Raw genomic sequence first — 23,456 nt, forward strand, 5'->3', positions numbered from 1 at the left:
TTCCTGAGCAACTCACGTCACTCCCCTCCGCTCTATGGCGTTGGGGACTGGCTAGAGGTGTTTTGGTCTTCCTGTACCTCTGGAACACTTACTGTGCTGGGATCTACAGCGCCGCTACTCTCTATGGAATGGGGAGGCAACGCCAACTGCGGAGCGGCTGCACCATTTTTACCCACTGGTTTCCCCTGATTGTCATAGTAGTACATCGGAACGTTGCCTACCACTAATAAATAAGAAACCGGAATTTCCGTCTCCACAATCTGAGGTTGCATCTCAAACGGTATAACCACGGACACTTCCGTCGTAATCCGAATGTACACTTCCACCAAGATCATGTTTATGCCCGCATCCTGTTGACGGGTATTTAAATCCACCTTGATTGCTCCATGCGGCTCCACCTTTAGGGGGACCGTTGGTCCATAAGCTGCCAACAGTGGACTGCCCAATGCCTGACCAATCGGAACACTCTCATCAAAATGGCTCATGCTGTCCATCGTTGCCTTGACTGCTTTGAGCGTGTCTGACGTAATTCTCATATGCTCTGCATAATTCAGAACAAAGCCGGAGGTTCTTCCTTGTGCATCCGTTCTCCATTCGATCAAATTATCAGCCGTCTTCCCCTGCTCTACCTGTGCTGTAATTGCTGAATTAATAGCCTCCGTCGCCATTTGTTTGACCCGCACTTTTGCCAGGTGCATCATGGGCGGCTTCAAATGCTGCTCCACATAAGCAGCCACCTGTATGATTCCTACCAGCAGCGCCAGTACCACAATCAAAAATACTCTACGTCTGCCGCGTCTCCTTCTGTTGGGTGCGCTGTGCCATTGCGGTCTTCTCATCATCCGATCCCCCCGCAGCGTTGAACTTACCCTACAAGGATATGCAAGGGAGGGACGAAAAAGAAGCCGCCCGTCCGGCAGCTTCTCTAAATGGAATACATATACAATTGCAAATTTCAGGTGCACTCATTATTTGAAAATGTGGTCAATCTTTTCGATATCAGCCTGACTCAATTGGACATTTAGCGTCTTCAAATTCGCCAGCACCTGCTCCGGCCCCTTCGCCCCTGGAATGAGGGCATCAATCGAATCGCGGGTTAAATACCATGCGAGCACAACATGAGCAACCTCTGCATTCAACGCATTGGCAATCTCCCGTACCTGCTCCACTTTGTCCAAATTACGAGCAAATGCATCTCCCTGAAACAGTGGATTTTTTGCTCTGATGTCCGTGAAGGTCATGTCTTTCGTATACTTACCACCCAGCAATCCTGAGGCTAGCGGAAAATAAGGCACAAACGAAATGCCATTTTCCTTGGTATAAGGCAGCAGATCCTTCTCAGCTTCCCGTTGAAACAAATTATATTGGGATTGGAGCACATCTACATAACCGTCGCTATTCGCATCCTTAAGTTGTTCAATGGAAAAGTTAGATACGCCAATAGCCTTGATTTTGCCTTCGTCCTTAAGCTTCTTCAATTCTCCAACTGCTTCTGCCTTCGGCGTAGCTTCATCGGGGAAATGGATATAAAACAGATCGATATAATCGGTCTGCAATCTTTTCAGACTGGATTCGACGGATTCACGTAAAAAAGCAGGCGAGTTGTCAAAAACAACCTCTCCGTTCACAAATTTGTGTGCCCCCTTGGTCGCAATGACCGCTTCCTCACGTTTGCCCCGCTCCTTCAGCACCTCACCGATCAATCGCTCTGAGTGCTCAGGTCCATAAATAAAAGCCGTATCCAGAAAATTGATGCCGTTGTCCAAAGCTGTGCGAACAACTTCTTTACCCGTTTCATCATTCAAACCGGAAAAGAGATTATGTCCTCCCACCTTATTTGCACCCAAACCGATTGGTTTTACATATAGATCTGTTTTGCCAATACGCACTTGCTCTGCCAATTCACGTCATCTCCTTTTCGAAAGTTACTTCCATTTTATTATTAGACTCCAAAAAAAGCAAAGTGCGTACCTGGCAGTTGTCCTCATCCTTTAATCCCCGTCAAGGCAATCCCTTCCATAAAATACTTCTGTCCTATGGCAAAAAGAATAATAGCAGGCAAGACTACAATTAAAGATGCGGCCATCAAAACGCCCCATTGAGCCGAATATATTCCCTGAAATTGCTGCAGCCCAATCGCCAACGTAAATTTGCTCTCATCATTAAGGTAAACCAGCGGCCCCATAAAATCATTCCATGTATTCAAAAACGTAAACAATCCAATGACCAAAATCGCTGACCTCGACAAAGGCAAAATAATACGGGTGAAAATCGTAAAATGATTGCCTCCATCCACAAATACAGCTTCATCCAGTTCTCGCGGTAGAGTCATGTAGAATTGTCTTAGCAAAAAAATATTAAAAACGCCTCCACCAAAAAAAGAAGGTAATACCAATGGAACATACGAATTAACCATGCCTAATGCCTGCCAACCAATAAATGATGGAATCAGCGTGACTGCAAACGGCAGCATCATGCTGCTTAATAACAAGGCAAATACCTTATCTCTTCCCTTCCATCTCATTCGCGCAAAGCTGTAGGCAGAAATGGTACTCGACAGAAGTACACCCGCCAAAGTACCCGCTACGACGATAAATGTATTCACAAAATAGCGCCCAAAGGATAACTCTTCAAACGGCTGTAAAAAATTCTCGAATACAAAAGGCTCTGGAATCCATTTCGGCGGGATCAAAAAAATCTGACTTAAATCCATCATGGAGCTTCGCACCAGCCAGTAAAAAGGAAACATACAAAACAGTGAGCCTACTATGAGAATTGTGTAGAGCAAAACCCTGCTCCAACTCCAACCGCGTTTTTTCATGTTCATGCCCTCCCGCCTTCGTAATACACCCATTTTCGGGCCGTCTTGAACAGAAAGGCAGTGAATACCAAAACGACAATAAAGAGCACCCAAGCAATAGCACAGGCATAACCCATATTCGAAAAAGTAAATGCCTCGCGGAACAAATAAAAGGTATAAAACAAGCTGGAGTTATTGGGTCCACCCTGAGTCATGACGTAAGGTTGAACAAACACTTGAAACCCACCGATGAAGCCCATAATCGTATTAAAAAAAATAGTGGGCGATGTCAATGGAATTGTAATATACATAAGCTTATGAAGAGCGTTTCCACCGTCAATTTCAATGGCTTCATAATAATGTCTAGGTATATCTTGCAAGCCTGCCAGAAAAATAATCATGGTTCCTCCAACGGTCCACAAACTCATTAAAACCAGAGTAGGAACTACCGACCCTTCGCTATAGATCCACTGACTTTCAGGCAAATGCAGCGCACGCAGCACCACATTTAGCAAGCCAAGATCCGGATCAAACAGCCACATCCAGATCATAGACGATGCTATGAGTGGCACAATGGTAGGGAGATAGAAAACAGTCCTGAAAAAAGCCAGACCTTTTACCTTTTGATTAAGTAATATCGCCAAAAAGAAAGCTACAATAATTTGCAGGGGCACACTCAGGAACACATAATAAAACGTAACCCCGAGTGATTTATAAAAAAATTGATCCGTACCGTCAAATAAGTGGACGTAATTATCCAGACCGATAAAATGGGCCTGTGAAGCCACCTTGTAATCGGTAAGACTGAACCAGAGACTAGCGATCATCGGTCCCAGAACAAAAATGACAAAGCCGAGAATAGCAGGGGCGGCAAAAAGCCACCCCAACCAATTTTCCTTCTTACGAATAGAAGATAATGATTGCATTCTATCCCTCTCTTTCTGTCAAAACACTCACCCTATTCTTTTGGATACGTCCCCTTAAATTCCGCGTTGGCCTTTGCGGAAACCTCCCTAAATGCTTGCTCCACCGTTTTCTTGCCCAGCCATACCTGATCCAGCGCCGGGTTAATGATAGCATTGATTTTTTCCGAGTTTTTCAGATAATAGTCGTAAGAATTGACACCGTTATGCAGCGTTTGGTTCATGACAGCATCACGGTAACCATCGGCATGACCTGGTTTGACATCGGCCCATTTGCTAATCAAGTCTGGTTCGGTGTACCACTTTTTCATGACAGGCATCCACAATCCGCTGGAATGCATGTCAAGTCCGCTTTCAGCATCCAGCAAGAATTTATAAAACATCCATGCTTCTTTAGGATGTTTGGTTTTGGCAGAAATCACTTCCGGTTCGCCAAACAGGATCGTTTTGCTGCTCTTCAGCTTGGGTAACACGCCTACACCAAAATTCACCTTCGATTCTCCAAGATCCAATTGAACCCACTGTCCATCCAAATCCATCGCTACACGCTTACTTTGTAGTGCTACGGCCGGGGAAGGTATATTTTTGGACTGCGTTGGCGACGGTGCCACATGATAAACGTTGATCAGATCAGCCATTTTCTGAACAGCTTCAATCACATCAGGGCTCTCAAGATTAAGCGAGTCCCCTTTGTCTGAAATGACACTTGCGTTATTGGAAGGCACAAGCAAATGCCACATCCATGTATCAAACCGAACTCCATACTGTTTAATGTTACTTGCATCGAAATTGGGACTGAGCGCATTATTTCCCGCTTTATCAATGGTCAGCTTTTGTGCTGTCTCTAAAAACTGCTCCCATGTCCAAGCCTCCTCAGCCTTTACTGGCGGCAAAGCAACACCAGCCTCATCAAACAAATCTTTATTGTAATAAAGCGCGAAAGCTTCCTCAGTTACCTTGATCCCAGCCACTTTGTCCTTATCCCAATAGATGACTGAATTAGGAATAAGACTTTCCTTCGTTAGCTCCTTATCCTCCTTCAAAAATTCATTTAAATTATATAGTTTGCCTTGTTCAGCCCATTGCAGAGCCTGTGCTTTATAAATGGGAAATACATCGGGTGCCTGATTGGCGGCAAACATCGTCGTTAATTTGGTTACGTAATCCCCGGGGATATGCATATAGTTAATTTTGATCCACGGATATTTCTCTGTAAATTTTTTAGCGATTTCCTGCTGAACCTTCTTTTCATTGGTGCTACCCCAACTAGCATAGGTCAGTGTCACTTGCTCGTGACCCTGCAAATCAACTGGTTTGCTGCTGCTCTCATTTGAACTACAGGCTGACATAAGCCCAACGATCAAGCACATGCAGACAATCCATAATTTTCGTTTTAACATGAGTAACGCCCCCAAACCGTTTATTTTTTTATCTTTTCGTTTGTTGCTTCGTCACTAAACTCATTTTAGCAAACGCTTACATCTTTAAAAGTCGTACTCTCATTGGATTGGTGTCATTTGATTAGATCTATGAATTTCTCCGATGCGAATCAGGACGAATGTCCCTTTACCTGCTGGCGAGTGGAGCGTAACGCCATAATCCATTCCATATAATAGCCGTACTCTTCTGTCTACATTTTTAATGCCCGTTGATCTGATTTCTCCAGCTTGAATTCGGCGTATATGATCTTCTTGAATTCCTAATCCATTATCCTCCACTTTAAAACACACCAATTGCTTCTCGATCCAGGCTGTGATCCTAATCAGACCCCCTGATTCCATTTCGGCGAAGCCGTGAATAATTGAATTCTCTACAAAAGGCTGCAAGAAAAGTTTGGGAACTTCCATCTGAAGCAAAATGGGATCAATATCATATTCCACCGTGAACTTGTCCTCAAAGCGATTCTGCATAATATAAATGTATTTTTCCAGCCAATTCAGATCGGTTTCCAAACTCCATGTATCGTTTTTATTTCGAGTAGTAATTTGCAGCATTTCCGCCAGACTAATGATCAATTGGCCCAGCTCGTGCTGTTTATGTTCTAACGCGATCCAATACATGGTCGTTAAGGTGTTATACAAAAAATGGGGATTCAGCTGTAAATTAAGTGCCATTAACTCCGACTCTTTGGCTCGTAGACGTGACTTGTAATTTTCCTCGATTAAATCTTTAATTTTTTCATTCATTTGATTAAACCGAATCACCAGGTCTCCCAATTCATCATAGCCACGCACAGGAATTCGAATATCAAAATGCCCTTTCTCCATTACTTTCATCGCCTGTTTCATATCTGTGATGGGCTTACTGATGTAAACAGACAGTAAATAAGCAAGAATAACAGCGACGAGCATCATAAAGCCTAAAAAAAACACCGTGTAGGTGCGAATCGTTGATAGATGTCCCAATACATCTTCCATGGGAATGGCTATATAAGATACCCAGCCCGTCGTCTTCATCGCTTCGTAAACCAGTAATATGCTTTGACCTTTAACGTTTACCATTTTCATCCCTTGTTCCGAAGTAATGGCATCCTTAAGCCAATCCGCCACGGGCTCCCCCACTTGTTGCTGTCTATCCGAACTCATGACCATCCCGTTTTTATCATGAATCATGCCATAGGATAGATGTGCAAATCCGCTGCGGGCTGCATAATCTTCAAAGCCCCCTTTTAACAAGTCAGGACGAAAATTCAATATAAGTATAGGTTTTTCCTTTCCCTCCGGAAGCGTATGAAAGGTTCCTGCATCATCTAATGCAGTCAAATGGAGCTGCTTTACCACAGCAAATAAAGAACTAAACTCATAGGAGCCTCGTTTTAAATCCTGCTGATGGAATGTATCGGCATACGAATAAGCGGGAATCCATTGGGTAGCCCCTTCTGCTTCCACCGCCGTTGTTGCCAACGTAGAAGAATAGAACGGCTTAACGGGAATATACATCCGATCAGTGCTTCCATATGCATAATTTTGAGTCATAATTTGGGAAGCATACACTTCCTCCATATTGCCAAAGTATCTGTACAAAATTTTTGTAATGCTGCGATCAGCTCGTAACAGCGATGAAGAATCCGTAGTATCCACGTTCATAATGGTCTGAAGAAGATCATGGTCGATCGGAATCATATCTACGGTTTTTTGAATAGCTGTCAGCTTGTTATCCAGCAGCTGGTTATTACTACGCAGAACGCTTGTAACGCTATCTGTTACATTTGTAGTAATATTCCGTGCGCTCGTTTCAAAGTAAACGAAACCTAGGATCAAAACGATAAAACCAGACAACAAAAAATAGGACAGCATCAATTTCGTACGAAAGCTACTGTCCAAAAATTTTTGATACATATATTTAACTTGGCGCATCGTATCTTCCTTTCACCTAACAATCAGTTGAATTTCCTACGAAATTCTTCCGGCGTGTGCATTACGTTTTTTTTGAACACTTTAAAAAAGTATTTGATATCTTTATAACCAACCTGTCTACTAATTTCTGCGACCTTGGCGTCTGTATGCAGCAGTAAGTGCTGAGCCTTTTGCATTCTGAGCTTCACCATATATTCCGTGAACGAGAGCCCAAAATAATTTTTGAACAGAATGCTAAAATAGGACGCATTATAGTGGAAGCGCCGGGCCACGATCTCCAGACTTAGGTCTTCATGTAGATGTGCATCTAGAAATTCCTTGCACTTGTTCATAATGGGTTCGCCTTTGGAGCCGCTATGAAGCTCAAGAATCAGCTCTTTTAACCATGTTGCAACACGATCCTCAAGATTCCGAAGACAGGTGGCCCCTTCGACAGCTTTGTTCAAACGTTCCGAGAAACGTGAGTAGACTTCCTCACTCCACCCTATATTTAACCGTTGTAAACTAACCAACAGAAGGTGTACCAATTTAGCTTTAAGCGCTTCAGGTGCAGGATACCCTTGTGTCATTTGTCCAATGAAATTTTTCACCTGACCCAATAGCTGATCGGGCTCTCCATTAGAGATAGCGCTTTCAATAAATTTAAAAAAGGCCCTTTGTTCGTGTGCGCTCATTTCCTGTACTGGCCGCTCATCATCTGAAACGACAAGGTTCAAATATCTGATGTGAGGTGTATAAAAACGCATGGAGATCAGGCCAACGGCCTTTTCGTGAGATTGGCTTATTTGCATTTCATCAAAATTAAAAGGGTGACCCCAAGCAAACCAGATTGAAATCGCTTGCTGTTGCTCCAACTTTTTCAGCCCAGCTTGAAGGGCGCTTTTGGCCTCCTTGCTTTCAGCCCTATCCTTCCAATTCACTACTGCAACCACATGGTCTTTACGGGATTCGAGTGGAAACACGACAGAAGACGCCCAAGGTCGCAATATTTCAACAACCGTATTACGGAGCTGAGAATCCCACATATGTATATCCTCCGGGTGGGCCGCCGATGCTCCCAACGCGAGAACTTCTCCTACCCCACGCCATCCAAAGTGACTCTTTAATAGGATTTTCTCATTAGGCTGTAATTTGTCTGTCACGCATTTGCTAAACAAATGCTCCACAAATGCAGGCATACTCTGCTCGATCTGATTCAACGCTGTTTGATTCCCAATCAGTGCTTCCTGCTCCTCTACAATGATCTTCTCCATATGTTGAATCACTTCAATGAGCTGCTGCGATTGCACCGGTTTCACCAAATAATCATTCGCCCCGTACCTCACCGCCTGCTGTGCATAGCTAAATTCCTGGTAGACTGTCACTAAAATAACTTTGGTCTCATGCTGACCAGATGTTCTCAATTGTTGAAGATATTCAAGTCCATTCATGATCGGCATTTGAATATCTGTAAAAACGATTTGGATCGGTTTGGATAACGAAATGGTCAGAGCATCTTTCCCGTTCTTGGCTTCCCATACCTCGTATTCGGGACGTAGATCCCTGACCATGGCAGCCAAACCTCGACGCTGTCTAGTTTCATCATCCACAACAAGTACTCCCAGCGGGATCGAATTCACTGACTCCCCTCCTGTTCGTTTTCATACACGCATTTTTTTTCAGTATAACACTTACAGGTGGGAGCCGATCCTATTTTCTTTTTCGCTTCATACCGCGGATAGTCGTTTTCGTTGCCTGATCCACCCGATATGATTCCGTGATTTTTTGCAGTGCTTTGTTGAAGGTAAAATCATCCAATGTATTATGACTTAAATACGCCATTGTTACCTCGGGCAGCTTGATATAACAGATCGATATCGCCCATGCTACTGCCATTTGTACATAATAATCCTCACGATGGGTCTGATCCAGTAAAGTAAATACCCGGTTCATATACTGTTCCTCAATATAAAAATTTAGAAGCATAACCACACCAAACCGAATTTCATATTCTTTCTTGGAGAATAGATAGGGCTGAATAAACTCCCATACCCGTTCTTTATGATGTTTCGTGATTTTCAATCCGGCACAGAAGCTATCACATACGGACCAATTATCAATTTTAGGAACAAACTTGGCGGTATAACTCAAAACTTCCTCTATATCTGTTTTTACAGAACCAATCACCATACCTTGCAGCATTACTTCTTCGAAGTGTTCACTTTCAGCGGTCTCCAGGTAGAGACGCCAATCTCCTTTGGCAATATTTTGAGCTAGCTTACGCAGCACTGGCAGACGTACACCCAGCACATTATTAATCGTCGGAAGCAATGCAGCCGTAAATTTCTGAAAATCCGCATCCACGTATGACAGTATCTGTTCTCTGATTGTTTTCTCCATCGTTTCCACTCCCTGATTCTTAACGAAATGAAATACTCCACAAATAAATAGAGGCCACCGAACCATAAGGCGAATAAACTCGGCGGTACTCCTCAAATTGCTGCTTGGTCAATGTATCTAGATGGTACAACTTCATCATTCCCCGTCGAATAGCCATATCGCCCCAACTGACGACATCTGGACGCTCCATACAATTAATCAGCATCATTTCAGCCGTCCAAGGTCCTATCCCTTGCAGCGAGGACAATTTCTGGATCACCTGTGCATCGGAAAGCTCATATAATTCCTGTAAATCCAACAGGCCCTGCTCGATCGTTTGGGCTATATTTAGGATACATGTGGCCTTTTTCATGGTGATGCCACAGCTTTGAATATCTAAAGCCGTCTGAACGGCTATATTTTGTGGAATGATCACGCCTAACTTCTCCTGCATCCTTGCCCATATGGTTTGAACCGCCTTGGCCGATATAAGCTGTCCCACAATCGCATGAACGAGCGCCGCAAACAGGTCGGGAATGATGATCCGTTCTACCTTGCCCATTTGCGTCATCGCTGCACCAAGTACGGTGTCTACGTTTTTTAGATAACTGATTTCCTTTTCTCCATAATCAAAGTTTTTGGTCATTACGGTTTGCATTCGTTCTCCCGCTGCCCCCTTATATGTTCACTCATGATTCAATGGCATGGACTGCTTTTACATCAAGGTTCGAATCCTTCTTTGCTCACATAGAGCTGCTCTTTCGGGAAAACATGGAGAAAACGTTCATAAACCGCCTTATAGGCAGCAGGATGATACCATTCTTCCAGCCCCAATGACTCGTACAACGCACCAATTTTTAAGCTACGCGTTCGTCTTCCCCCACTGCCGTCTCCCATAAAATAATCATCAATACAGACACGGTTGACCAGAGGCAACAGCTTATCTGCAAAATGTTCACTGCTTGGAAGCATCGGAGCAATCGTAGCTTGCGTCGGTACACCTGCCTCCCTTAAAAGATGCAGCGTTTGGAGACGAGCCTGGATGGGAGGAGCCTCCGGGGTAAAATGTTTGCGTATATCTTCTCGATCTGTTTCTACAGTCATACTCACACGAACACGATCCCCCAATCGGAGCAGTAAATCGGTATCCCGCCGTACCAGTGGACTGCGCGTCTGTAAAAAGAGAAAATCCGGTGTATCCTCCACCATCACCTCCAGCAGAGACCGGGTCACCTCTTCCTTGTACTCGGCAGGCTGATAAGGATCTGTGCTTGATGACATAAAAATCGTGACTTTACCTTTCGATTTGGCTCTGCGAAGCTCCTTGCGAAGAATATCTGCCGCCTGTTTTTTAATATCAACCCATGTCCCCCAAGCTTCCTTCCGAAATGTGGAGACTGGCAATTGGCGTACATAGCAATACGAGCAACCAAAGGTACAACCTGTAAACGGGTTCAACGAATGTGTATACCCTGACAAGAAGCCAGTCCCTTTATTCAGAAGAGTCTTGGGGGATTTGTAATACTCATTTTTCATACTGAACCGATGCCACACTTTCCTTTTCGAGCTGCAAAAGCTTCACCTTCATGTCCAACCCACCCCGATATCCGGTCATAGCTCCATTTTTACCAATGACCCGATGACAAGGGACGGTGACCAAAATCGGATTAGCACCGATGGCAGCCCCCACCGCACGAACAGAGGCTGGCTTTTGAATAGCGTTGGCAATGTCTGAATAGGATACTGTTTCCCCATACGGAATATCACACAACGCATTCCAAACCGCCATCTGGAACGCAGTCCCATGAAAGTCAAAGGGCAATGTAAATTGGGTCCGCTCCCCTTGGAGATATTCAATCAGCTCCTTGGCATAGGGCTGTAAAGCAGCATCCTCTTCAACTAAAGGACTGCCGGGAAATCGCCTTCCCGCCCATGAAAACAATTCCTCTACAGGTTGATTGGGCGAACCTACATAACATAGTCCTTCCGATGTAGCTGCAATATATAAATTCCAATCCTCATGTGTCAACAATGACCAATAGATCGTTTTATTTATTTGCTGTGCCATGCTGTGTACCTCCATTTTGTGTTGCATTCAATTTGAGTTGGCGATATTGCAATGGGGTGTAGCCTGTATTCTTTTTAAATAACGTAATAAAGTAAGGTGCATTGCACAGACCTACGTTCTCCCCCACTTCCGCAACAGATATATCTGAGCAAATGAGTAGCTTCTTCGCTTGTTCCAACCTGGTCTGCTGTATATATTCCATTGGCGTTAGATGCATGATCCGCTTGAAGGTACGATGTAAATGATACGGACTTCCATGACTTATCTCAGCCAGGATGTGCAATGTTAAGTCCTTCATATAGTTAGAATTCACGTATTCTGTAACCAGTGCGATCCATTCATGATCAGGCAATCGTTGTCCTGTCGGTTTACATCTTTTGCATGGACGAAAATGCTGGGCCAATGCCTGCTCTGCTGTTTTAAAAATACGGATGTTCTCTCTTTTGGGAGGTCTGGATTTGCAGGAGGGGCGACAAAATATTCCCGTTGTCTTCACAGCGTACAAAAATACCCCATCATATGACTTGTCGTTTTCTACAATAGCTCTCCACTTGTCGTCAGTTATGGATAAATCGGATGTGCTCATTCAAATCACCTCTCTTGTGCAATGTGGCCTCCCCACATATCTATGGCAGAATTTTTCTAAATCCGTCTGTCTAAATTATAGACTAAATAGTGAACATATGTACCCCTCTTGGAATGTAAAGGCAAGATAACGAAAAAAAGATGACTCCCCGCGGAGCCACCTTTGATCTTACTTATCTATCTTATTTAGGCTTGCAGCTTGCTCGGTTTGGCGGTAATCGTCAACTCATCTGAAGGAGGCTGATATTCCTTTGACCAATACTCGGCATTTGAAATACCTGCCTTCTCCGGGTCAAACACCGGGTCCAGCCCTTGCCTCCGCTGCTGTTCGTAATCCTTAAGCACAAGAAGAGCAGGCTTGGCTAACAGAATCATAGCAATCAGATTCACCCAGAGCATAATACCGACCCCCATATCCCCCAGTGTCCACGCCAACGCCGATTCCTTGACGACCGTTCCATAGAACGTCGAACCCAGGATAACCAGCTTTAGAACGAACATGGGCCATTTGGCTTTACGGTCGGCAACCAGGTAGGCCATATTCGTTTCTGCGATGTAATAATAGGCGATAATGGTCGTAAATGCGAAAAAGAACAAGGTAATGGACAGCAGACTCGATCCAAAACCGGGAAATACTGATTCAATAGCAGCCTGTGTATATTGGGTTCCCTCTTCAACACCCGGGAGATGCTGTACAATAAAATCGCCACCAGGTCCCTTCACGTTGTACATACCTGTGAATAAGACCATAAAAGCCGTAGACGTACAGACTAAAAAGGTATCCACATACACGGAAAATGCCTGAACTAGCCCCTGTTTTGCGGGATGAGACACTTCCGCGGCTGCTGCCGGATGCGCACCTGAGCCTTGCCCGGCTTCGTTGGAGTAAATGCCCCGTTTTACGCCCCAGGCAATCGCCGTCCCTGCCATACCGCCGAACACAGAATCCACGCCAAAAGCACTGCGAAAAATCAGCGAAAATACATCGGGAAGCGCAGTAATATTCGTCATCATAATATAAAAAGAGACAAGGATGTAGCCAAGTGCCATAAACGGAATGACAACCTGAGCCACATTGGCAATCCTTTTTACACCTCCAAAAATGATAAGCGCCAGCAACACGACTACTACTATCCCAGAAACCTTCATATCCATGCCAAACGAGCTATGAAAAGCTACGGCAATAGAGTTCGATTGAGTTCCCGGCATCAGTAAACACATCGCGACCAACGCAGCAACCGCAAAAATGACGGCAAACCATTTAAAGCCTGTCCCTTTTTCAATATAAAAGGCCGGGCCGCCTCGGTACTGTCCATCGCGCTTTACCTTATATACCTGAGCCAGTGTGGATTCAACAAACGCAGTAGCCGATCCGATAAAAGCCATGACCCACATCCAAAATATCGCCCCGGGTCCACCCATACCGACTGCCAATGCAATCCCAGCAATATTTCCCGTCCCAACACGCCCCGATAGCGCCATCGTAAAGGCCTGAAAAGAGGATACACCTGCCTCTGAACTTTTCCCTTTAAATACTAGACGGATCATCTCTTTGAAATGCCTGATTTGTAGGAATCGAGTCATGATCGAAAATAATAGTCCCACACCCAAACAGACATATACCACAGGATTGCTCCAAATGACGCCGTTTACTGCCTCTGCCCACTGCTCTAACATTCCTTGTATTTCCCCCTGATCAATCAATTGATTTTCTAGTCTATGTTTTCAGAAAATTTGCATAATTACAAAAAATTATAGATTAGTTTTTACCACCATACAAGTTAATTTAATTGACATATTGTCAATTACAAGTGAGCTTACCGGCTACATAAAATGACGACAAAAAAGCTCTGATGATCCGAGAATATGGATCATCAGAGCCTTGTCCTTAAGACATTTAGGCAATGCTTTCTTTCTCATTCAGAGCACTAGACAGTTTCAACAGTGGGGCCTGCTCCGTTACCTCTCCTTGAGCGATTGGAAGGACTTCAGTATATTCGGAAGAATTCGTAATGATAACTGGCGTAATCGTAGGATAACCCTCTGCCCTGATTTGCTCAACATCAAACTCAAGCAGTAGGTCCCCAGCTTTCACCTGATCGCCTTCTTTGATATGGGACGTAAAATGTTTACCGTCCAGCTTGACCGTATCTACTCCGACGTGAATCAGAACTTCTGCGCCATGATGCGAAACAACTGCAAGCGCATGTTTTTTCTTGAACGCCACGGTGATGGTTCCATCGAACGGGGCCACGACTCTGCCCGTTGTCGGTTGGATGGCGATCCCTTTGCCCATAGCTTCCGAAGCAAATGCAGGATCGGGAACCTCCGACAAAGCGACCACAGTTCCTTCAATTGGGCTGAGTACCTCTTCATTAGAAACAACAACTGTAGAGGTCGATTCTTTAGCCGAATTGTTAGTAGTTTCCTCTTCTTCAACTGGATCTTCAAAACCTAAAATATAAGTCAAGATGGCCGACACCAGGAATGAAACGGTAATCCCTAAAATCAATCCCGGGAATCCTTGTCCACCAGGGCCGTAAAAGATCGGCAAGGTCAGCAACCCAGGTGCGCCAGAGGCAAATGCTTGCGTTCCCGCTTGACCGATAATGGCACCACCGGCGGCGCCGCCGATAATACCTGCAATAAACGGACGTTTCAGTGGCAACGTAACCCCATAAACTGCTGGCTCCGTGATGCCGAATAAAGCGGTAAGTGTAGCGGAACCCGCCAGCGTTTTCAGCTTTTTATTTTTCGTTTTCAGCATAACACCGAACGCTGCGCCGGTTTGAGCAAAGACGGAAGCCGAAGCAGCGGGCTTAATGCCATCCCGGCCGTTGACAGCAATGTTATTAATAAATACAGGTATAAGCCCCCAGTGAACACCAAAAATAACGAGCAGCTGCCAGCAAGCACCAAGGATTGCTCCAGCCAGCAACGGACTAAAGCTGAACGCAGCAACGAGTGCGGTAGCGATTGCGTTGCCCACATACACCCCGACTGGACCAAAGACCATCAGGGTCAGAGGAAGCATAATTACAAGTAGAATCAAAGGTGTAATAAAGTTTTTAACGCTCTCGTGGATCACTCGATTGCACCATTTTTCCAGCTTACTCATGACGATGACGGCTAAAATGATCGGAATAACGGTAGATGAATAACTCATCATAACAATAGGAATACCGAAAAAGTCCGTAGGTGTACCTTCCGTTTTTAGCGTGACAATGGTCGGGTAAAGCAACCCTCCGGCAATGGTCAGGGCAACGAAGATATTACCTCCAAATTTCCGTGCCGTTGTAACCGCTAACAAGAGAGGGAGGAAATAAAACAAGCTGTCGGCCGCAGCATACAAAATCATATAGGTAGTGTCTTTCGGTAGCAACCAACCAAGGTTACTCGCAATCAGCAGCAGACCTTTCAAAATACCGGACCCCGCCATAACTCCAAGCAACGGTGCAAAAATGCTGGAAATTACGTCGATTACGGCGCCAAATCCTTTGTTGCCTTTAGCTGAATGATCTTCTTTTCCAGTTTCATTCAAAATATTGGATACTTTACCGATTGCATTATATACCTCTGGTACTTTGTTGCCGACTACAACCTGGAACTGACCACCGCTTTGCTTTACCGTGATAATTCCATCGGTTTTTTCCAGCTTTCCCTTGTCTGCTTTTGCCTCATCTTTTAGCACAAAACGCAGGCGAGTGGCGCAGTGAACGAGCGATATTACATTTTTTTCGCCACCTACCAGGTGTACAATTTCCTTAGCCAGTTTTTCATTACTCATGATGGACACCTCCATGTTCTAAGGGGATTTTCACATATTTAGGCACACAAAAAACCTAAGCCTTGAAAAATGGTGGGCACTTTATTCCCGCAATTTTTCATGACTTAGGTTTTGCCTGCATAACCAGTAACAATCCCAGTTAAAACTTATTAAATTCCTGTTACTATCATAATATAATTAATCCACCATATTTGTCAACAAAAACTTTTAATCATATATTTTTGATCCTTTTTCGTCGAAAAAGTTCGACTTATCTATTCACCACCCGTTCAATATGCACGGTTAGATATAGCTTTTCTTCATTAGTCAATTCGTGGTTGTATTCTTTTTGCACAAAAGCACCAATTTTCTCTGTGCAAGCAGCTGCTTCCTTGTGCTTTTCCTTAATCATGTCATACAAATGATCATAGTTATTTTCGTAGTGATTTCCCTTAAATACGCGCTGAGCGAAAAATTTCAGATGCGTAATAAAGCGGAAATAGCTCAGAGAGTCCTCGTCAAAATCGACCTTAAAGTGATATTTTGCAATATTGATAATTTGCTGGATAAACTTCGTGATACTCATGGTCGTAATGACTTCCTCGTTCATTTCAGCATTCACGATGTGAATCGCAATATAAGCTGCTTCGTCCACAGGCAGTTCAATACCGAGCCTTTGTTTGATTTGCTCCAACGTTTTCAGACCAATCGCGAATTCTTCTTTATACAGCTGCTTGACTTCCCACAATAACGCGTTTTTGATTTCCAATCCTTCCCGGTATCTTTCAACAGCGAAATTGATATGATCGGTCAGCGAAACATAAATATTTTCGTTCAGCTTTCTGTTCAGATTATGCTTGGCATCATTAATGACTTCCTCCACAATCACGATCAAATCAAGCGGTACCTCACGCAACAACATTTTAAAGTTATCGGACGTCTGCTTGTTTTTCAGGGCAAATACCTTCTGAATTCTGGTTTCGTCTACTTTGTCTCCAGGCTTTTTCTTAAAAGCAATCCCCCGACCCATTACCACGAGTTCGGTACCGTCCGTCTGGTAGACGCTGATTACATTGTTGTTGATGACCTTTGCTATGTTCATCTTGATCCCCCGTTCCATATGCCAGCAAGAGCCACACTTGCTCCATCCTCTTTATTGTAAACAGAAAAAAAACCGAAGCACGCCAAATAAACAAGACTGTAACATCTTCTTATTTGTGGCTTAGGTTTTGCCTGCTACGCAGTAACAATCCTAAAAATGATGGAATTGCGTCAAGTATAGCCCGAAGAGGAACGATTGTCAACGCTTTCAATGAAGAAACGAAGATCGGAAATTCCCGTGGGCCCGGGACATCCGATCCTATTTTCTTGTGGTACGATTATTCGCCCAAATTTTCTCCGTCGGAATGAATTACGTTTTTGTACCAGTGGAAGCTTTTCTTTTTAATACGTTTCAATGAACCGTTGCCTTCGTTGTCGCGGTCCACATAAATATAACCGTAGCGTTTTTTCATCTCTCCTGAGGAAGCGCTGACAATGTCAATAGGTCCCCAACTTGTGTAACCGATAATTTCGACTCCGTCTTGAAGAGCCTCACCCATTTCGGCAATATGCCGCTTGAGATAGTCGATCCGGTAATCGTCGTTAACTTCTCCTTCAGGCGAAACCACATCATTGGCACCAAAACCGTTTTCCACTACGAACAGAGGCTTTTGGTAACGGTCATGCAATTGGTTGGCTGTGATGCGGAATCCTTTTGGATCGATCGTCCAGCCCCATTCGGACTTGTCCAGATATGGATTGGCCACAGAGCCAAATACATTACCGCTGGTCATGTTCTTGACGATTTCCGGGTCTGTGCTGGTCGTCCGGCTTGAATAATAGCTGAATCCGATATAGTCAACGGTATGATCTTTCAAAATGGCTGCGTCGCCTGATTCCATCTCAATGTTTAATCCATGATCCTTGAAGAAGCGCTTCGCATAGCCAGGATATTCGCCGCGTGACTGTACATCAATGAAGAAGTAGGACTCGCGGTCTTTTTCCATGCCCTGATACACATCTTCGGGATTACATGTATACGGATAGAAGCTGCCGGCAGCAAGCATACAGCCAATCTTGGCATCCGGGATAATCTCGTGACACGCTTTTACAGCCAGCGCGCTTGCCACAAGCTGATGATGTGCAGCCTGATACTGAATCTGTTTAACGTTTTCACCTTCTTGAAAAACAAGACCGGCGCCGAGAAACGGCAAATGGAGAAGCATGTTAATCTCGTTGAATGTCATCCAGTATTTCACTTTATCATTGTAGCGGGTGAATACTGTTTTAGCATAGGTTTCAAACAGGCTTACCAGCTTCCGGCTCCGCCAGCTTCCATATTTCTCGACCAGATCCACTGGCACGTCAAAATGAGCGAGGGTAACGACTGGCTGAATGCCATGTTTATGCAACTCGTCGAACAAGTCATCGTAGAATTGCAAACCTGCTTCATTTGGAGTAGCGTCTTCTCCTGTTGGAAAAATACGAGCCCAGGCAATGGAAACACGCAGCGCCTTAAATCCCATTTCTGCAAATAGCGCGATATCCTCGCGATAGTGGTGATAGAAATCAATGGCTTCGTGGGAAGGATAGAATTCGCTTTCAAGTGGAGTCAGTGAAGGAACATTCCCTTTCATTATGTTTCTTCTCTTCTCTCCGGTAGGCAGCAAATCAACCAGACTCAATCCTTTACCGTCTTCCAAATAAGCACCCTCGGCCTGATTGGCAGCAAGAGCACCGCCCCATAAAAAGTCTTTAGGAAAAATATAACTGGACATAAACGTTCTCCTTCCAAATGTGTGATAAAAGGGGTACCAGAGGGTGGGTGATGGATATAAAAAAACCCAAACCAGCCTGTATACACTTGCAGTGTAAACAAGCCAATTCAGGTTATGCCCTATCGGTAACATCCCATGAAAAGGTTATACGTATTTGATTGAAACTCTAACAAAGATTTGGGAACCTGTCAAATTCATTTGATATAATAACACGCAATTAACAAACCAACAGCATTACGTCAATCGCCTATTGGGTAATGAATAGAACCATGAAAGAAACCCCAGATAAACGACTTTACGAAAGATACCTGGCTGTTCGTCTTTGTCTGGAAGGGCACATGTTTTCGGAGAGTCGCTAATTTAAGATATTTTGTTGCAAGAAATTTAGAAAATCCCTTTGCATAGAGCCAAGAGGAATAATTTTTTTGATTATCTTGAACCTCCAATGCTGTCCTTTAATGTTAAATGACCAGATTGCAGAAGACAGATATATAGAATGATATTTTTGTTCTTGTAAATCAGCTACTTCAAATTCAACTTTTTCTACTACTTTAGATGAAAATAGATTGAGGAAAAGGATGATAATCCTATCATTATTTAGGAGTAATATAGCTCGACTTGTACAAGCTGAAAGACTCTGAGGAGTTGAATAGCAGATAAGCATGTTAGGTTCTCTATGCGATTCAGTTAGCTTATTAATAGTTTTTTTGTTAATGAATATCATAATCAAATACCTTTCTATTTGTTACTATATAAACCGCAATTAAGATCATAACCTAACCAGTAGCCGACCACTTGTTTCTAGCGGTTGTTCATTGATTCGTTTCATAAACCGGCCGGCATGAACTTAATCTTATAAAACCTCTAAAAAAACACGTTATTCGCCACATTGGATTTAAGCCATAGCCCCCTCGACTGGATCAGGTTGGGACTATAGGGCGGAAGAAAGGCCAGGTGCAGGCGTGGATGTTCCTAGTCTCAATTGACAATATAAATAGTCCCATTTGATGTTATAAACCACACCAGCAGCCCCGTGTTCATTCTCTTAGTTTCGTTGTCTCATCGCCTCAAATAATAGCACCGTAGAAGCCATCGCTGCGTTCAGTGATTCCGCTTGCCCCTGCATCGGAATGAATACCGACTCATCCACCATGCGCGCGGTAGCAGCAGAAATACCTTGGCCTTCGTTTCCGATCACAAGCCAAGTGGAAACACGCAAATCTATGGTATAGCATGACAAGCTCGCATCCAGTGAGGTGCTGAGCAAGCGGGCACCTTTACTTTTGGCCTGCGGTAAAAGCTCCTCCAGACTGCCTTCAATCACCGGCAGGTGAAACAACGATCCCATCGTGGAGCGGATCGTTTTGGGATTGTACAGGTCGGCGCAGCCATGACCCAATATTACGCCTGCGGCTCCAGCAGCGTCCGCGCTGCGGATGATGGTGCCTACATTGCCGGGGTCCTGCACCCCGTCCAGCACCATCACCAGTGCATCCGGCTGCTCCAGCAATGCCGGGAATGCGCTGCGCTCCTCCTTACGCACGATGGCAAAGACCGACTGCGGCGTCTTCGTATCGGTGCATTTTGCAATGACCGCCGCTGACACGGGAACCCATTCCACCGGCTGGTCGGCTGGATCCAGGCCATTCAGCTCGGCGGGAATGCCCTTGTCCAAATCATAGGCGACGGTTTCGACAGCCGCGTCTGAACGCAGCGCTTCCTGCACCAGATGAATACCCTCGACAATATATTTATGCTGCCGTGTGCGATGCTTTTTCTCCAGCAGTTGCGCCCACTCTTTTACACGCGCATTATTCGGTGAAATGATTTCCATTCGTTTAACCTTCCATTTCTTTGTCCGTTTCTTAAAAATAAATAATGTATCACTTCACTTGTACTTGAACATCAAGCCTTCATTAGGCTACAAATGCCAGCTCCAGCTTGGTCAGATCATCCTTGTGGCCCACAATGACCAGTACATCACCCGGCTCCAGACGATCTTCGGCATAAGGTGAAATATTCATTTCCTGATTTCTACGAATCGCCATCACATTGCAGCCGAAGCGTGCACGTATGTCTAGCTCTTTCAGGTTTTTGCCAATCATGGAATCGGCGGCTCTCATCTCCAAAATACTGTAGTCCTTGGACAGCTCGATATAATCCAAAATGTTGGGAGATGTCAAATGATGAGCTACCCGTAACCCCATATCCCGTTCAGGATAAACGACTTTATCCGCACCTATTTTTTGCAGCACTTTCCCGTGCAATTCATTTTGTGCCTTGACCACAAGAGCTGGTACGCCCATGTCCTTGAGAATCAATGTCGTCAGAATACTGGCCTGTATATCTTCGCCAATCGCAACTACGATTACGTCAAAATTACGGATACCCAGCGCTCGCAGCGCTTCCTCATCCGTCGAGTCGGCAGATACCGCATGCGTCACAATATTCGACATTTCCTGTGTACGCTGCTCGTCCGAGTCAATAGCCAGCACATCAAAACCCATCTCACTCAGCGCACTGGCAACACTGGAACCAAAACGGCCCATACCAATGACCGCATACTGTTTTTTTGCCATTCCTTCTTTACCTCCCGATCACCATACTGTCCGTCATAGTATAGCATATCATGCTACAAACATAAATTTTGACATACTTATGCCAAATGCTTCTCCATGTATACTGGACAACAGCCCAAGCCATAATACATTCGACCACTACTACAACATACGGGAGGTACACATGCCCATTACAATGGATTTACGACAAGCAATTGTTCACAAAGTACACGGCAAATCAGAAGCTGATCTTACGGACATGATTATTGGGTCAGTGGACGGACCGGAGGCCGCTTTGCCTGGATTGGGTGTCATTCTTGAAATTGCTTGGAAGCATATGAGTCCAAACCAGCAGCACGATTTCGTCCATTTGGCACATGAACAAATCGATAAAATCAAACCCGTACCTTTAACCTAGCTCTAGCTATTTAACTTTTTGTTCCGATTTAATTGTGCTCATTATTTTACCCGTATTCTAAAATGAGAATAGTCCACTCGCATTAACATCGAGTGGACTATTCGTTGTATACACTAAATGACTGAGATCTAACGGTTCTGCATACTCAATCTTATGGAGCCATTTCCAAAAACTTAGCTGTCGGGTTTTTCTCCATAGCCGTACGCATGGCATACTCGTTTTCGAACAAGGCAACATAATTGCCCTTCTTATCCTTTACCAGCGTAGAGTTAATACGGAACTTGCTCGGATCAATCTGATCATCCACAATCCAACGTGCAAATTGGAATGGCATACGCTGAAGCTGTACATCAACGCCATATTCACCCTTCATGCGGTACTCAAATACTTCAAATTGCAGTTGACCGACAACACCTAGTAGCGTATCGTCAAAGCTTACCGTACGGAACACCTGAATCATACCTTCCTCGGTCAACTGGTCAATACCCTTCAGATACTGCTTGTGCTTCAAGGCATTTTTCACCGTTACCTTGGCAAAAATCTCAGGCGAAAAGGTCGGCAATTCATCAAACACAACCTCGCTACCTTGGCTGAGTGAATCACCAATACGGAAAATACCCGGGTCAAACAATCCTATAATATCGCCAGGAAAAGCCTCCTCGACAATATCACGGTCCTGTGCCAGGAACTGCTGTGGCTGAGACAGCTTAATCTCCTTGCCCATCCGTACATGCTTAACACTCATCCCGCGTTGAAACTTACCGGAGACAATACGCAAAAATGCAATACGGTCACGGTGAGCCGGGTTCATGTTCGCTTGAATTTTAAATACATAGCCGGTAAACTTTTCGTTTGTTGGCTCAATTTCCCCAGCTGTACTACGGCGCGGCTCCGGTTTAGGAGCAAGCTGAAGGAAGTTTTCCAAAAATGTTTGTACACCAAAATTATTAATCGCACTGCCGAAGAATACAGGTGTTAATTCTCCACGCTGTACTTTTTCCATGTCAAAAGGGTCACCCGCGACGTCAAGCAACTCCAAGTCTTGGCATAATTGGTCATGCAAATATTCGCCCGCCATCTCACGAATGATTGGATCATTGTAATCTTCCACTTTTTGTACTTTGATCGTGGAATGGTCATCTCCCTGAAACAGCTCGACCTGATTTTTGACACGGTCATAGACACCACACAACTCGCGTCCTGTACCAATCGGCCAATTCATAGGCACCGAACGGATGCCAAGCACCTGCTCCAGCTCCTCCATCAAATCAAAAGGACTGCGTCCCTCACGATCCAGTTTGTTAATGAAGGTGAAAATCGGAATTCCACGCTTCGCACAAACTTGAAACAGCTTAATCGTTTGCGCTTCCACACCTTTCGCTACGTCAATCAGCATGACTGCACTATCTGCTGCTGTTAATGTACGATACGTGTCTTCACTGAAATCCTGGTGACCTGGGGTGTCCAGAATATTGATGCGGTGACCATTATAATCAAATTGCATTACTGAGGATGTTACAGAGATCCCCCGCTGTTTTTCAATCTCCATCCAGTCACTCGTGGCGTGTTTGCTTGCTTTACGCGCTTTAACTGAACCAGCAAGACGAATCGCGCCCCCGAACAGCAGCAGCTTTTCCGTCAGTGTCGTTTTACCCGCATCCGGGTGAGAAATAATCGCAAACGTACGCCGTTTGTCGACTTCCTGTTGAAGTATATCTGTTGTTTTACTCATTTCACATATCCCTTCATGATCAAATCCATTGCATTACTGCTCAAGCTATTCATAAAAAGGCCATGACGCACGC

At 44.5% G+C, this 23,456-nt stretch carries 19 protein-coding genes and 1 pseudogene; 1 reads left to right on the top strand and 19 read right to left on the bottom strand.

Going from position 1 to position 23,456, the window contains the following annotated elements:
* Positions 1-32: 32 nt before the first annotated feature.
* From yunB to NSS66_RS19790, 18 genes and pseudogenes are all read right to left on the bottom strand, one after another.
* A complete protein-coding gene (gene yunB / locus NSS66_RS19705; RefSeq protein WP_023990213.1) occupies positions 33-842 on the bottom strand; it encodes a sporulation protein YunB in 810 nt (269 codons plus the stop codon).
* A gap of 126 nt (positions 843-968) precedes the next feature.
* Positions 969-1,901: an aldo/keto reductase gene (locus NSS66_RS19710; protein ID WP_071558281.1), complete on the bottom strand. Its 933-nt coding sequence runs from the start codon at positions 1,899-1,901 to the stop codon at positions 969-971.
* 83 nt (positions 1,902-1,984) lie between these two features.
* Positions 1,985-2,821 carry a carbohydrate ABC transporter permease gene (locus NSS66_RS19715; protein WP_025723614.1) on the bottom strand — a complete coding sequence of 279 codons (837 nt, stop codon included), beginning with the start codon at positions 2,819-2,821 and terminating at the stop codon, positions 1,985-1,987.
* A gap of 2 nt (positions 2,822-2,823) precedes the next feature.
* The gene (locus NSS66_RS19720; protein WP_254348704.1) at positions 2,824-3,726 is read right to left on the bottom strand and encodes a carbohydrate ABC transporter permease; all 903 of its coding nucleotides are present in this window, start codon (positions 3,724-3,726) and stop codon (positions 2,824-2,826) included.
* Positions 3,727-3,758: 32 nt separating this feature from the next.
* Positions 3,759-5,123 carry an ABC transporter substrate-binding protein gene (locus NSS66_RS19725; protein WP_254348705.1) on the bottom strand — a complete coding sequence of 455 codons (1,365 nt, stop codon included), beginning with the start codon at positions 5,121-5,123 and terminating at the stop codon, positions 3,759-3,761.
* A gap of 99 nt (positions 5,124-5,222) precedes the next feature.
* Positions 5,223-7,079 carry a histidine kinase gene (locus NSS66_RS19730; protein ID WP_340959603.1) on the bottom strand — a complete coding sequence of 619 codons (1,857 nt, stop codon included), beginning with the start codon at positions 7,077-7,079 and terminating at the stop codon, positions 5,223-5,225.
* Between the two features lie 23 nt (positions 7,080-7,102).
* Positions 7,103-8,698 (bottom strand): response regulator transcription factor, encoded by a 1,596-nt coding sequence (locus NSS66_RS19735; RefSeq protein ID WP_340959604.1) that lies wholly within the window; start codon positions 8,696-8,698, stop codon positions 7,103-7,105.
* Between the two features lie 70 nt (positions 8,699-8,768).
* A complete protein-coding gene (locus NSS66_RS19740) occupies positions 8,769-9,458 on the bottom strand; it encodes a DNA alkylation repair protein (protein WP_023990220.1) in 690 nt (229 codons plus the stop codon).
* A gap of 19 nt (positions 9,459-9,477) precedes the next feature.
* Positions 9,478-10,095, bottom strand: coding sequence for a DNA-3-methyladenine glycosylase family protein (locus tag NSS66_RS19745; protein WP_279834575.1), 618 nt, complete (start codon positions 10,093-10,095; stop codon positions 9,478-9,480).
* Positions 10,096-10,157: 62 nt separating this feature from the next.
* Positions 10,158-10,973 carry an SPL family radical SAM protein gene (locus NSS66_RS19750; protein ID WP_071558276.1) on the bottom strand — a complete coding sequence of 272 codons (816 nt, stop codon included), beginning with the start codon at positions 10,971-10,973 and terminating at the stop codon, positions 10,158-10,160.
* Positions 10,963-11,505, bottom strand: a complete 543-nt coding sequence (locus NSS66_RS19755) for a methylated-DNA--[protein]-cysteine S-methyltransferase (RefSeq protein WP_028541407.1) — start codon at positions 11,503-11,505, stop codon at positions 10,963-10,965. Before NSS66_RS19755 ends, NSS66_RS19750 begins: the two co-directional genes overlap by 11 nt.
* On the bottom strand, positions 11,486-12,091 hold the full coding sequence (locus NSS66_RS19760; protein ID WP_028541406.1) for a bifunctional transcriptional activator/DNA repair enzyme AdaA: 606 nt from the start codon (positions 12,089-12,091) through the stop codon (positions 11,486-11,488). Before NSS66_RS19760 ends, NSS66_RS19755 begins: the two co-directional genes overlap by 20 nt.
* A gap of 185 nt (positions 12,092-12,276) precedes the next feature.
* Positions 12,277-13,767, bottom strand: coding sequence for an alanine/glycine:cation symporter family protein (locus NSS66_RS19765; RefSeq protein ID WP_071558274.1), 1,491 nt, complete (start codon positions 13,765-13,767; stop codon positions 12,277-12,279).
* Positions 13,768-13,987: 220 nt separating this feature from the next.
* A complete protein-coding gene (locus tag NSS66_RS19770) occupies positions 13,988-15,877 on the bottom strand; it encodes a beta-glucoside-specific PTS transporter subunit IIABC (protein ID WP_071558273.1) in 1,890 nt (629 codons plus the stop codon).
* A 250-nt stretch (positions 15,878-16,127) separates the two neighbouring features.
* Positions 16,128-16,958 (bottom strand): BglG family transcription antiterminator LicT, encoded by an 831-nt coding sequence (licT, locus tag NSS66_RS19775; RefSeq protein ID WP_023990227.1) that lies wholly within the window; start codon positions 16,956-16,958, stop codon positions 16,128-16,130.
* Positions 16,959-17,235: 277 nt separating this feature from the next.
* Positions 17,236-18,675 carry a 6-phospho-beta-glucosidase gene (locus NSS66_RS19780; protein WP_071558272.1) on the bottom strand — a complete coding sequence of 480 codons (1,440 nt, stop codon included), beginning with the start codon at positions 18,673-18,675 and terminating at the stop codon, positions 17,236-17,238.
* 1,045 nt (positions 18,676-19,720) lie between these two features.
* The gene (locus NSS66_RS19785) at positions 19,721-20,509 is read right to left on the bottom strand and encodes a TrmH family RNA methyltransferase (RefSeq protein ID WP_023990230.1); all 789 of its coding nucleotides are present in this window, start codon (positions 20,507-20,509) and stop codon (positions 19,721-19,723) included.
* A gap of 82 nt (positions 20,510-20,591) precedes the next feature.
* Positions 20,592-21,257: pseudogene (locus NSS66_RS19790) on the bottom strand (potassium channel family protein); the annotation flags it as partial.
* A gap of 160 nt (positions 21,258-21,417) precedes the next feature.
* Between NSS66_RS19790 and NSS66_RS19795 the strand changes: the two are divergent.
* Positions 21,418-21,651 (top strand): small acid-soluble spore protein SspI, encoded by a 234-nt coding sequence (locus NSS66_RS19795; RefSeq protein WP_016819939.1) that lies wholly within the window; start codon positions 21,418-21,420, stop codon positions 21,649-21,651.
* 151 nt (positions 21,652-21,802) lie between these two features.
* On the opposite strand, the gene NSS66_RS19800 is transcribed toward NSS66_RS19795, so the two are convergent.
* Complete coding sequence (locus tag NSS66_RS19800; RefSeq protein ID WP_013311888.1) at positions 21,803-23,383, bottom strand: peptide chain release factor 3; 1,581 nt, start codon at positions 23,381-23,383, stop codon at positions 21,803-21,805.
* Positions 23,384-23,456 lie beyond the last annotated feature (73 nt).

Origin of the sequence: Paenibacillus sp. FSL R10-2748 (assembly GCF_038005565.1) — a bacterium.
GTDB lineage: Bacteria > Bacillota > Bacilli > Paenibacillales > Paenibacillaceae > Paenibacillus > Paenibacillus polymyxa_B.

Excerpts from the sequence above, each read along its gene's own strand:
- NSS66_RS19740 (WP_023990220.1), bottom strand. The coding sequence starts at position 9,458 with ATGGAGAAAACAATCAGAGAACAGATACTGTCATACGTGGATGCGGAT.
- NSS66_RS19760 (WP_028541406.1), bottom strand. The coding sequence starts at position 12,091 with ATGAGCACATCCGATTTATCCATAACTGACGACAAGTGGAGAGCTATT.
- NSS66_RS19765 (WP_071558274.1), bottom strand. The coding sequence starts at position 13,767 with ATGTTAGAGCAGTGGGCAGAGGCAGTAAACGGCGTCATTTGGAGCAAT.
- NSS66_RS19795 (WP_016819939.1), top strand. The coding sequence starts at position 21,418 with ATGCCCATTACAATGGATTTACGACAAGCAATTGTTCACAAAGTACAC.
- NSS66_RS19730 (WP_340959603.1), bottom strand. The coding sequence starts at position 7,079 with ATGCGCCAAGTTAAATATATGTATCAAAAATTTTTGGACAGTAGCTTT.
- NSS66_RS19745 (WP_279834575.1), bottom strand. The coding sequence starts at position 10,095 with ATGCAAACCGTAATGACCAAAAACTTTGATTATGGAGAAAAGGAAATC.
- NSS66_RS19785 (WP_023990230.1), bottom strand. The coding sequence starts at position 20,509 with ATGGAAATCATTTCACCGAATAATGCGCGTGTAAAAGAGTGGGCGCAA.
- NSS66_RS19800 (WP_013311888.1), bottom strand. The coding sequence starts at position 23,383 with ATGAGTAAAACAACAGATATACTTCAACAGGAAGTCGACAAACGGCGT.
- NSS66_RS19715 (WP_025723614.1), bottom strand. The coding sequence starts at position 2,821 with ATGAAAAAACGCGGTTGGAGTTGGAGCAGGGTTTTGCTCTACACAATT.
- NSS66_RS19720 (WP_254348704.1), bottom strand. The coding sequence starts at position 3,726 with ATGCAATCATTATCTTCTATTCGTAAGAAGGAAAATTGGTTGGGGTGG.
- NSS66_RS19780 (WP_071558272.1), bottom strand. The coding sequence starts at position 18,675 with ATGTCCAGTTATATTTTTCCTAAAGACTTTTTATGGGGCGGTGCTCTT.
- NSS66_RS19725 (WP_254348705.1), bottom strand. The coding sequence starts at position 5,123 with ATGTTAAAACGAAAATTATGGATTGTCTGCATGTGCTTGATCGTTGGG.
- licT (WP_023990227.1), bottom strand. The coding sequence starts at position 16,958 with ATGAACATAGCAAAGGTCATCAACAACAATGTAATCAGCGTCTACCAG.
- NSS66_RS19755 (WP_028541407.1), bottom strand. The coding sequence starts at position 11,505 with ATGGCACAGCAAATAAATAAAACGATCTATTGGTCATTGTTGACACAT.
- NSS66_RS19750 (WP_071558276.1), bottom strand. The coding sequence starts at position 10,973 with ATGAAAAATGAGTATTACAAATCCCCCAAGACTCTTCTGAATAAAGGG.
- NSS66_RS19770 (WP_071558273.1), bottom strand. The coding sequence starts at position 15,877 with ATGAGTAATGAAAAACTGGCTAAGGAAATTGTACACCTGGTAGGTGGC.
- yunB (WP_023990213.1), bottom strand. The coding sequence starts at position 842 with ATGATGAGAAGACCGCAATGGCACAGCGCACCCAACAGAAGGAGACGC.